Source organism: Rathayibacter tanaceti (assembly GCF_009834165.1).
GTDB lineage: Bacteria > Actinomycetota > Actinomycetes > Actinomycetales > Microbacteriaceae > Rathayibacter > Rathayibacter tanaceti.
In genome coordinates this window covers 1,917,497-1,928,181 of sequence record NZ_CP047186.1, presented here as the reverse complement: position 1 = coordinate 1,928,181, position 10,685 = coordinate 1,917,497, and the positions used below count along the sequence as shown (strand labels likewise).

Genomic DNA, 10,685 nt, shown 5'->3' with positions numbered 1-10,685 from the left:
CGCTAGGTGATCACGGACCCCCTCGACGCCTCCCTCGCGCCGCTGATCGGGCCGCGCACGGCGGGCGTGGTCGAGAAGGCCTTCGGCTACCGCACGGTCGGCGAACTGCTCGGGCACTACCCGCGCCGGTATGCGAAGCGGGGCGAGCTGACGGCCCTCTCGAGGCTCCCCGTCGGCGAGAGCGTCACGATCGTCGCGGAGGTGCGCGAGGTGCGCGAGCGCCCGATGCGCAACCGCCGGGGAACCCTGCTCGAGGTCGTCATCTCCGACGGCTCCGGCACGCTCTCGCTGACCTTCTTCGGGCAGCCGTGGCGCGCGGCCAAACTGCACCGCGGTGTGCGCGGCATCTTCGCGGGAACCGTGTCGATGTTCCGGGACACTCCGCAGCTCACCCATCCCGACTACCGGCTCTTCGACGACGAGGAGGCCGCCGCGACCGAGGCCGGCGGCGGCGAGCTCGCGAAGGACTGGGCCGAGCGGCCCATCCCGATCTACCCGGCGACCAGCGCGATCTCGAGCTGGCAGCTCCAGGCCGCGATCGGCGTGCTGCTCGACGGCCTGCGCGACGTGTCCGATCCGATGCCCGAGGCGGTGCGCGCCGGTCGCTCGCTGCTGCCGCTGGGCGACGCGCTCGAGCTGATCCACCGGCCACAGCGCGACGGCGAGGAGGCGCAGGCGCGCGAGACGCTGCGCTTCCACGAGGCCTTCCTCCTGCAGCTGGCCCTGCTCGAGCGGCGCGCGTCGGCACGGTCCACGCCCGCCACGGCCCGGGTGCCCTCGCCCGGCGGCCTGCTCGAGCGCTTCGACTCCGGTCTGCCCTTCGAGCTGACCGGCGACCAGCGGGCGGTCGGCGGAGAGATCGAGGCCGACCTCTCGAACGAGAGCCCGATGACCCGCCTGGTGCAGGGCGAGGTCGGCTCCGGCAAGACACTCGTTGCGCTCCGGGCGATGCTGACGGCCGCCGAGAGCGGCGGCCAGGCGGCCCTGCTCGCGCCGACGGAGGTGCTCGCCGGGCAGCACCTGCGCTCCATCGTGCGCACGCTGGGTCCCGAGCTCGCCACCGAGCTGGTGCCGACGCTCCTGACCGGCGGGCTGGGAGCGGCGGAGCGCCGCTCCGCGCTGCTGCGGATCGTGACGGGAACGGCGAAGATCGTCGTCGGCACGCACGCGCTGCTGAGCGACGCCGTCTCGTTCGACGACCTCGCCCTCGTCGTGATCGACGAGCAGCACCGCTTCGGCGTCGATCAGCGCGACGCGCTGCGCCGCAAGGGCGCGAAGCCTCCGCACGTGCTCGTGCTCACGGCCACGCCCATCCCTCGCACCGTCGCGATGACGGTCTTCGGCGACCTCGACACCTCGACGATCCGTGAGCTCCCCGCCGGTCGCCCCGGCATCACGAGCCACGTCGTGCCTCTCGCCGACCACCCCGCCTGGATCGCGCGGGCGTGGGAGCGGGCGGAGGAGGAGATCCGCGCCGGCCATCAGGTCTACCTGGTCTGCCCGGCGATCGAGCCGGGCGAGCCGACCGAGGGCGCGCAGGCGGCCGAGGAGGACGCCCCCGTGGCGGCCCCGCTCTCGACGGTCGCGGGGACGCTCGAGGGCGTCCGCGCGCATCCTCTGCTCGGAGCCCGGCGCTCGGCCGCCCTGCACGGGAGGATGACGACGGAGGAGAAGGACGCGGTCATGCGGGCCTTCGCGGCCGGCGAGATCGACGTGCTCGTGTCGACCACGGTCATCGAGGTGGGCGTCGACGTGCCGAACGCGTCGATGATGGTGGTGCTCGACGCCGAGCGGTTCGGAGTCTCGCAGCTGCACCAGCTCCGCGGGCGGATCGGACGCGGCGGCGTCGCCGGCGTCTGCCTGTTCGTCACAGCGGCGGAGGCGGGCACGATCGCGCGCGAGCGGGTCGAGGCCGTCGCGGCGACGCTCGACGGCTTCGAGCTCGCCGAGGTCGATCTGGAGCTGCGCCGCGAAGGCGACGTCCTGGGGGACTCTCAGTCGGGAGGCCGTTCCTCGCTGCGCCTGCTCCGCGTGGTGCAGGACTCGCACCTCATCGTCGAGGCGCGCGCCCTGGCCGAGCGCCTCCTCGAGGAGGATCCGGCCCTCGCCGCGCACGACCGCCTCCGCGCCGCCCTGGAGCGCCGTGTGCAGGACCGCGACCGCGAGTTCCTGGCCAAGAGCTAGAGCGTCGGAGGCGGCCGCTACGCTGGCGGCATGGCCCGCATCGCCGTCGTCCCCGGTTCCTTCGACCCCGTGACCCTCGGGCATCTCGACGTGATCGAGCGGGCCGCGCGCCTGGTCGACGAGCTGCACGTGGTGGTCGTGCACAACCCCGCCAAGACGGCGCTGCTGCCGATCGCGCAGCGGGTCGCCCTGATCGAGCAGTCGATCGTCGAGGCGGGCATCGAGGGGAGCATCGTGGTCGCCTCCTGGAGCATGGGGCTGCTCGTCGACTACTGCACCGATGTGGGGGCGAGCATCCTGGTGAAGGGCATCCGCTCCCAGGTCGACGTCGCCTACGAGACGCCGATGGCGATCGTCAACCGCAACCTCGCCCATGTCGAGACCGTGTTCCTCCTGCCCGACCCCGCACACGCTCACGTGTCGAGCTCGCTCGTGCGCCAGGTGTCGTCCCTGGGCGGGGATGTCGCGCCCTACGTTCCACCCGCCGTCGCCGCCTACCTCCGCTCGGCCTGACCGCTCGGGTCGACCGCCTCCCCCGGAGGTCTCGGGCCGAGGCCCGGCTCCCTGCCCGCACCGGAGAGAATGGACGGGTGACCGAAACGCGCGTGCAGGCCTGGGCCCTCGACGGCATCCCGGAGGTGACCCCCGGCGACGACCTGCTCGAGCTGCTCCTCGCCGCCGTCGCCTCCGCCGAGCCCGCGGATCGACCGCGCGACGGCGACATCCTCGTCGTGACCAGCAAGATCGTCTCCAAGGCCGAAGGGCGGATCGTCGCCGCGGTCGACCGCGAGGAGGCGATCACCGCCGAGACCGTCCGCGTCGTCGCAACGCGAGCGCATGCCTCCGGAGTCACGCGCATCGTCGAGAACCGCCTCGGCATCGTTCAGGCGGCGGCCGGCGTCGATTCCAGCAACGTCGCCGCCGGCACCGTGCTGCTGCTGCCGCTGGATCCGGACGCGTCGGCCCGTCTGCTGTGCGCCGGGCTCCGCGAGCGCCTCGGCGCACGGATCGGAGTGCTGATCAGCGACACCCTCGGTCGCGCCTGGCGGGTCGGCCAGACCGATGCCGCGATCGGAGCCGCGGGAGTGCTCGTCGTCGACGATCTGCGCGGTGCGGTCGACTCCCTCGGCCGCACGCTCGCGGTGACGCTGCCCGCGGTGGCCGACGAGATCGCGGCCCTCGGCGATCTGGTGAAGGGCAAGGCGAGCGGCCGGCCCGTGGCCGTCGTGCGCGGGCTCGCCCGGCTGGTGGTCGGGCTCGACGCGCCGGGGGCCCGTGCTCTCACGCGCACCGGCCCGGAGGACATGTTCCGGTTGGGCGCGGACGAGGCCTTCGCCGCGGGCTACGCGGCGGGAGTCGCTGCCCCGTCGCGGGAGGATCGCGCGTGATGCCGGGCTGGAGCGCGGTCGTCGTGTTCAGGGGGCGCGGCGGCTCGAAGACGCGTCTCGACCTCGACTCCCGCGCCGAGCTCGCGGAGGCGTTCCTGCTCGACACGCTCGCGGCGGCCGGAGGAGCCGAAGTGCTGCTCCTCGTGACATCGGACTCGGGTGCCGTCGAGCGCGCGCGTGCGGAGCATCCCGGACTGGTCGTCGTCGCCGACCCGGGCAGTCTCGACGCCGCCGTGGTGAGCGGCGCCGCTGAGGCCCTGCACCGGCGACCCGGGACTCCGGTGATCGTGCTGACCGGCGACCTGCCCGCCCTGCGGACGGTCGATCTCGATCGCGCACTCGCGGCCGCCTCCTCGCTGCCTGCCGCTGTGGCGGATCGGGAGGGGAGCGGGACGACTGCGCTCCTGCTCGCCGCGGAGGCCCTCGTCGCGCCGTCGTTCGGTCCGGGCTCGCTGGAGCGGCACCGCGCCGCCGGCTGCGCGGTCCTCGAACTGCCGAGCACGTCGACCCTCCGGCTCGATGTCGACACCGTCGCCGATCTGCGCGACGCCGAGGAGGCAGGGGTCGGCCCGCACACCGCCCGCGTCCTCGCAGCGGCGGTCTGAGCCGCGCGCTCTGTTCCGCACCGCGCCGAATCCACCGCACGGGGCGACGACCGGGCGGCCTCGGCGCTCAGCCGGCGAGCAGGCCCGCCTCGAACGCGGCGGTCAGGGCGTGGTCGAGCCGCAGCGGCGCTGTGTCGACCGAGCGGATCGGCACCGCGCGCCGCGTGCTCGAGACGAGCCAGGCCGCATCGGCTGCCACCAGGGCCGCGACCGGCAGCTCCCGTCGCGCCGCGTCCAGCCCGAGCCCGCGACCGAGTGCCAGGATCCTCTCCACCGTCGTCCCCGCGAGTACCCCGCTCGAGACCGGCGTCGCGAGCACCCCCGCGGTCAGCAGCACCAGGCTCGAGGTCGCCCCCTCGAGCAGCAGCCCGTCGCTCGTGCGCCAGACCACGTCATCGGCGCCGCGCGCCGCCGCCTCCCGCAGCGCCGCCCGGGTGACGGCACCCGAGGTGGTCTTCACTCCGCCGAGGAGCCACGGAGCCGCCTCCTGCGCGCCGCGCGCGTAGCCGCGGTCGAGCACCACCACGGCAGCGCCGCGCTCGCGGAGCCGGCTCGCATCGGGAGTGGGCGCCGCGCGGACGGTGCAGCGCGCCAGGTCGCCCGGGCCGAAGGCGGCGACGAAGCGCACGGTCAGATCCTCGACGCGGTCGTGCTCCGAGACGGCCAGCTCGAGCGCGTGCGACCACAGCGCCGCCTCCGGGACGGCAAGCCCGACGGCGCGCGCCGACTGCGCGAGGCGGTCGAGGTGCTCGGTCACCGCACGCGGTCGTCCGCGGAGGACCGCAACGGTCTCGAAGACGCCGTCGCCACGGAGGTAGCCGGCCTCGTCGACGTGCACGAGCGGAGCCCTCGGGTCTCGCAGCCGAGCGGAGCCGGACGCGATCTCGACGAGGACGGGGGAGCTCATGCCCCCATCCTGCCCCGGTCGAGGGATTAGCGGGGGCGGAGGCCGCTCGCGACGTCGTCGGCGCTCGCGAGCTCCCGCCACGGCTCCGCCCGGGCCCCCGGAGCACCGAACACATCGGCCTCGGCGAGTGCCGAGACGTCGAGCCCGGTGAGAGTGCCGATCTCGGCGACCGGCAGCTGGAAGGTGCGGAAGCCGCCGAGCGGCACGAGCCCCTCGCGGACGGGCTCGATGAGCTCGGACTGGTCGAGCAGGTAGGCGCTGGTGGCGAGGGAGGCGCCGTCGGGGCTCCAGGCCGCGATCTTCCAGAAGCGTCGGGGGATGCCCACACCGCGGTAGACGGGATCGTCGCCGGCGAGCACCGGCCCGGTGAAGACGCTGAGCCGGGTGCGCCACGTCTGCGCGTACTCGAGCACCAGTGTCTCCAGGCCCAGCCACAGCTCCTGCGACTGGTTGAAGCCGCTCGCCTGCGGAGCGGCGTTCGTGTAGCAGAAGCTGTCGCGGTTGGCCGCGCGCGCCTCGGCGGCCTCACCCCAGACCGGGTCGCGGCGGCGCACGAGGTGACCGCGGTCGAGGTCGTTGCGGGCGTAGACCTCGGAGCCGGTCTGCTCGGAGGCGGGGACGCGGTCGTCGAGGTGCCAGTCGTCTCCGCGGTCGAGCTCCACCAGCCGGGCGCCGTCGATGTTCACCGCGGTCGAGAGCGCGAGGCGCCGCTCGGGATCGAGGAGGACCTCGAAGTGCGTGTACGGCAGCAGCCGCACAGCACGCTCAGCAGAGGGCCGCGGCGCGGCGGCGTCGACGCCGAGGAATCCGGCGTCGAAGCTCACTCCGCGGCCCCGACCGGAGGCGTCGCGACCGGTTCTGCGGGCAGCGGCGAGTCGGGGTCCTCCGTGCCGGGCTCGGCGGTCCCGGTCGTCTCCGGAGCAGGAGCCTGCGGCGCGGGAGCCTGCGAGCCGTTGCTGATCAGCAGCGTGATGTCCGAGTACCGGGCGACGGTGGTGCCCGCTCCGGGGTCGGTGCCCGCCACAGTGCCGGCGGGAGCGGCCGAGTCCACAGTGGCGCCCTCGTCGACGTCGAAGCCGAGGTCGTCGAGCGTCTCGGTCGCATCGTCGATCGAGCGTCCGGAGACGTCCGGCACCACGATCTGGCGGCCGTTCAGCAGCGCGCTGCTCGGCTCGGCGAAGTCGTCGCCTCCGTACTTCTGGTCGGCCCGGGTCATCACCGAGTTCCAGATGTAGTGCCGGATGTTCGAGGCGTACGGACGGCTGTCGAGCTCCGTGTTCGGGAACCGCACCTCCCGCATCGAGGTGTGGCCGTCGATGTTGCCCACCCAGACCACGGTGGCGACGCGCGAGCTCGCGCCGTCCATCCAGGTGGACTCGGCGTTGTCCGTCGTACCCGTCTTGCCGATGTGCTCGATCCCGTCGTCGGGGTCGGACTGCGCCGCCGTGCCGGAGGTGACGACCCGCTGGAGCGCGTAGTTCGCCACTGCGGTCAGCTCGGGGCTCAGTGCCTGGTTGCAGGTCGAGACCGGAGGCTGCACGGCGGCACCGGTCGCGTCGGTGATCGAGTCGATCGCGATCGCGGAGCATGCGCTGCCGTTGTTGGCGAAGCCGGCGAAGGCCGTGACCATGGACAGGGGCGAGATGTTGGAGTCGGAGCCGAGGATCGAGGCGGGCTTGATGCCGAGGTCGCCACCGTCGGCCGCCTTCACCCCGAAGGCCGCGGCCTGGTCGCGGATCGAGCAGAGGTCCAACTGCTGCGCCATGGCCAGGTAGACCGTGTTGATCGACCTCATCGTGCCGTTGAGAACACTGAAGGTGCCGTCCTCGTCGTCGTCGTTGCCGACCTTGTAGGGCCTGTCGTCCTCGCCGCCGGGCAGGCACTTCGCGGGGAACCCCTCGAAGGTGCGTACCCGTCCGTTCACGGTTTCGTTAAGCGTCCGCCCGCTCGCGAGCCACTGCGCCAGCGTGAACACCTTGTACGTCGAGCCGACCTGGAATCCGGTCGAGCCTCCGTAGGCCGTGTCGGTGTTGAAGTTCAGCGCCGAGAAGTTCTCGCCGTTCACGGAGCCGGCCGCGTCGTAGTCCTTGTTCTGCACCATGGCCAGGATCCGGCCGGTGCCCACCTCCATCGACACCGTCGAGCTGCCGATGTTGGTGTCGTTCGTCGGGACCTTCGGCACCGCGTTGTTCGTCGCGTTGGCCGCCGTGTCCTGGAGGTCGCGGTCGAGGGTCGTGTAGATCTTGTAGCCACCACGCTGGAAGTTGGCGAGGCGGGTGTCCGCGTCGTCGCCGAAAGCCGGATCGTTCTGCACCACGCGGGTGATGTAGTCGCAGAAGAACGCGGCGTTCCCCGCGGTCTGGCAGCCGGTCGGGGTCTGCGTGATGGCCGGCACGACCTCCTCGGCGGTCGCCGCGTCGTGCTGCTCCTGCGAGATCTTGCCCTCGCGGAGCATCTGACCGAGGACGTAGTCGCGGCGGATCTTGTTGTCCGGAATGTTCTCGGGGTCGTCGATGCGCAGGCTGTTCGGATTGTTGACCGTCGCGATCAGGCTGGCGGCCTGCGCGAGGCTGAGGTCGGCGGCGTTCGTCGAGAAGTAGTACTCGGCGGCGGCCTGGATGCCGTAGACCTGTCCGCCGAATCCGGCGATGTTGAGGTAGCCCAGCAGGATCTGGTCCTTGCTGTACTTCTTCTCGAGGTCGACGGCGAGCTTCATCTCCTTGAGCTTGCGCCCGGGAGTGGTGGCCGTCGCCTCCTCGTAGGCGGCCTGGGAGGCGGCCTCGTCGGTCTCGCTCAGCGACTCCGCCTTCTGCACCAGCACGTTCTTCACGTACTGCTGGGTGATCGACGAGCCGCCCTGGAGGTCGTCGCCCACCAGGTTGCTGAGCACCGCGCGGATCGTGCCCTGCAGGTCCACTCCGCCGTGGACGTAGAAGCGGGGGTCCTCGGTGGCGATCGCCGCGTCCTTGGCGAACTGGCTCACCTGGTCGAAGGCGACCTCCTCGCGGTTCTGCGCGTAGAAGGAGGCGAGCAGCTCGTTCGAGCCGTCCGTCCGCTTCGCGTAGATCTCGGTCTTCTGGGCGAGCTGGCCCAGCTCGAGGTACTCGGGCACGGTCTCGAACAGGCCGATCGGGTTGTTCTCGGCGAGCCCGGTGACGGCGAGGGCGGGAGTGACTCCCACGGTGATCAGCAGACCCCCGGCGACACTGGCTCCGACGATCCCGAGGACCCGGGCGAGCATGCCGCCGCGGGCGGTTTCTTGCGCAGACATGGCTACGAGAGTAGGCGACGCGCCTGAGTCCGGCGTGCCGCCCGCGCCAGAGTGCCTCCCGAGTACGGTGAGCGGGTGATCCGAGTCCGCGCATGACCGCCGCTGCCGACTCCTCCGCGGCGCGCCGCAGGGCGGTTCTCGTCGTGGCGGTCCTCGCCTCCTTCGTCGCCTTCCTCGACGGCACGGTCGTCACCGTGGCGCTGCCCGCGATCACGCGGGAGCTCGGCGGCGGGCTCGCCGTTCAGCAGTGGGTGGTGGACGGCTACCTCATCACGCTCGGCGCGCTCATCCTGGTGGCGGGCTCGCTCGCCGATCGGATCGGGCGGGCACGCAGCATGGCGATCGGCCTCGTCGGCTTCGGTGTCACCTCGCTGTTCTGCGCCCTCGCGCCCACGGCGGAGGTGCTGATCGTGGCGCGGATGCTCCAGGGCGCGGCGGGCGCGATCCTGGTCCCCAGCTCCCTCGCGCTCATCATCGCGACCGTGCACGGCGCCGCTCAGGGGCGCACCATCGGCGCGTGGACCGCCTGGACAGGGACGGCGACGATCGCGGGTCCGGTCATCGGCGGTCTGCTCGTCGATGCGGGCTCGTGGCGCTACGTCTTCGCTCTGAACGTCCTGCCGATCGTTGTGACGCTCGTGCTGCTGCGCCGGCTCGGCCCCGTCGACTCGGGGAGCCGCGTGCCGATCGACGGCGTGGGCGCGGTCCTCGGCGTGATCGGCCTCGGCGGTCCGGTGTTCGCGCTCATCGAGCAGGAGCGGCTGGGCCTCGCGCATCCGCTCGTGCTGGCCGCGCTGATCGGGGGAGTCGCCGCGCTGGTCGCCTTCGTGCTCTGGGAGCGCCGCACACCGCATCCGATGCTGCCCCTGTCGCTCTTCTCCTCCCGCACCTTCACCGTTGGCAACATCTCGACCGCCTTCGTCTACGGCGCTCTCTCGTTCGGCTTCTTCGCCCTGGGCCTCTTCCTCCAGCAGACGCTCGGGTACTCGGCGACGCTCGCGGGGCTGGCGACCCTGCCGCCGACCGTCCTGCTGCTCCTGCTCTCGCAGGTGTCCGGTTCGCTCTCGGCGCGGGTCGGGCCCCGCCTGTTCATGGGGGTCGGACCGCTGGTGGCTGGTGCAGGCTTCCTCCTCCTCTCCTTCGCGGGGGAGTCGGCCGACTACGTCACGCAGCTCCTGCCGGGCATCCTGCTGTTCGGGCTGGGGTTGGCCGTGACGGTCGCCCCGCTGACCTCCACGATCCTCGGCGCGGTGACGGACGGGCACAGCGGAGTCGGCTCCGCCGTCAACAACGCGGTCTCGCGCATCGCCGGTCTGGTCGCCATCGCCGCCACATCGCTGGTCGTCGGCGACTCCCTCGATGCCGAGGGCTTCTCCCGGGCGGCGGTGACGACGGCGGTGCTGCTCGTCGCCGGCGGGGTCGTCTCCCTCGTCGGCATCCGCAATCCGGAGCGGCTCGATCCCGCCCCGGCCGACTCGGCGCGCCGCGGCCGCTGATCCAGTACCACTTCCGGGGGTGCGGTACCCGATGTTCACCGGCCGGTGCCGAACCTTCGAGGACTCGAGGGTGAAATAGTTGTCGCTACATGGAATACTGGGCCGCGACGATGCACTTGCATACATCCGACGGGGACGCTCTCCCCGCGACGACCATCACTCTCGAGGAGAAACCATGACCGACACCATCACCATCCCCGGCTACAAGGCCGGCACCTGGGTCATCGACCCCACCCACAGCGAGGTCGCGTTCAGCGTCCGCCACCTGATGATCAGCAAGGTCAAGGGCACGTTCGAGCGCTTCACCGCCACCTTCACCACCGGCGAGAACCCCCTCGACTCCACCGTCGAGGCCACCGCCGAGGTCGCCTCCGTCAACACCAACGAGCCCAACCGCGACGGACACCTCCGCACCGGCGACTTCTTCGAGGCCGACCAGTACCCCGAGATCCGCTTCGTGTCGACCGCGGTCCGCCCCCACGGCAGCGACTTCCTCGTCGACGGCGACCTCACCATCAAGGGGGTCACCAAGCCCGTCACCTTCGAGGTGGAGTTCGGCGGCTTCGGCACCGACCCCTACGGCAACTACAAGGCCGGCCTCACCGCCAAGGCCACCATCGACCGCACCGACTTCGGCCTCACCTACAACGCGGCCCTCGAGACCGGCGGCGTGCTCATCGGCGAGAAGGTCACGATCACCCTCGACCTCCAGGCCGCCCACCAGGCGTAGTCCGCAGCGGTCGACCGGAGCCGTCCCTCCCCTCGGGGAGCGGACGGCTCCGTCGTGCCGGGGACGGCCCCGTCTCGGGCAGGAGGCCTGCAGCGAGCTCGGTG

General features: G+C 72.1%; 9 protein-coding genes. 6 read left to right on the top strand and 3 right to left on the bottom strand.

The annotated features are described in order from the left end of the window. Positions 1–6: 6 nt before the first annotated feature. The 4 genes from GSU10_RS09080 (at position 7) to cofC (ending at position 4,177) form a co-directional block, all read left to right on the top strand. Complete coding sequence (locus GSU10_RS09080) at positions 7–2,184, top strand: ATP-dependent DNA helicase RecG (RefSeq protein ID WP_068212272.1); 2,178 nt, start codon at positions 7–9, stop codon at positions 2,182–2,184. Between the two features lie 30 nt (positions 2,185–2,214). Next, positions 2,215–2,697 carry a pantetheine-phosphate adenylyltransferase gene (coaD, locus tag GSU10_RS09075; RefSeq protein ID WP_068212271.1) on the top strand — a complete coding sequence of 161 codons (483 nt, stop codon included), beginning with the start codon at positions 2,215–2,217 and terminating at the stop codon, positions 2,695–2,697. 77 nt (positions 2,698–2,774) lie between these two features. Beyond that, positions 2,775–3,572 carry a coenzyme F420-0:L-glutamate ligase gene (gene cofE / locus GSU10_RS09070; RefSeq protein WP_241972877.1) on the top strand — a complete coding sequence of 266 codons (798 nt, stop codon included), beginning with the start codon at positions 2,775–2,777 and terminating at the stop codon, positions 3,570–3,572. Further along, positions 3,572–4,177 carry a 2-phospho-L-lactate guanylyltransferase gene (gene cofC / locus GSU10_RS09065; protein WP_068212270.1) on the top strand — a complete coding sequence of 202 codons (606 nt, stop codon included), beginning with the start codon at positions 3,572–3,574 and terminating at the stop codon, positions 4,175–4,177. The genes cofE and cofC overlap by 1 nt, the downstream gene beginning before the upstream one ends. Positions 4,178–4,244: 67 nt before the next feature. Here the strand turns inward: cofC and GSU10_RS09060 are convergent, their stop codons facing one another. The 3 genes from GSU10_RS09060 to GSU10_RS09050 are packed head-to-tail and all read right to left on the bottom strand — an operon-like array spanning position 4,245 to position 8,355. Then, positions 4,245–5,084 (bottom strand): aminotransferase class IV, encoded by an 840-nt coding sequence (locus GSU10_RS09060; RefSeq protein ID WP_132504146.1) that lies wholly within the window; start codon positions 5,082–5,084, stop codon positions 4,245–4,247. A gap of 26 nt (positions 5,085–5,110) precedes the next feature. Further along, positions 5,111–5,908 carry a DNA/RNA non-specific endonuclease gene (locus GSU10_RS09055; protein WP_132504147.1) on the bottom strand — a complete coding sequence of 266 codons (798 nt, stop codon included), beginning with the start codon at positions 5,906–5,908 and terminating at the stop codon, positions 5,111–5,113. Then, the gene (locus GSU10_RS09050; protein ID WP_082845258.1) at positions 5,905–8,355 is read right to left on the bottom strand and encodes a transglycosylase domain-containing protein; all 2,451 of its coding nucleotides are present in this window, start codon (positions 8,353–8,355) and stop codon (positions 5,905–5,907) included. Before GSU10_RS09050 ends, GSU10_RS09055 begins: the two co-directional genes overlap by 4 nt. A 92-nt stretch (positions 8,356–8,447) precedes the next feature. Between GSU10_RS09050 and GSU10_RS09045 the strand changes: the two genes are divergently transcribed. Both GSU10_RS09045 and GSU10_RS09040 read left to right on the top strand, forming a co-directional pair. After that, positions 8,448–9,851: an MFS transporter gene (locus tag GSU10_RS09045; RefSeq protein WP_132504149.1), complete on the top strand. Its 1,404-nt coding sequence runs from the start codon at positions 8,448–8,450 to the stop codon at positions 9,849–9,851. 175 nt (positions 9,852–10,026) lie between these two features. After that, entirely contained in the window at positions 10,027–10,581 is a 555-nt protein-coding gene (locus GSU10_RS09040) for a YceI family protein (protein WP_068212692.1), read from the top strand. Positions 10,582–10,685: the final 104 nt, after the last annotated feature.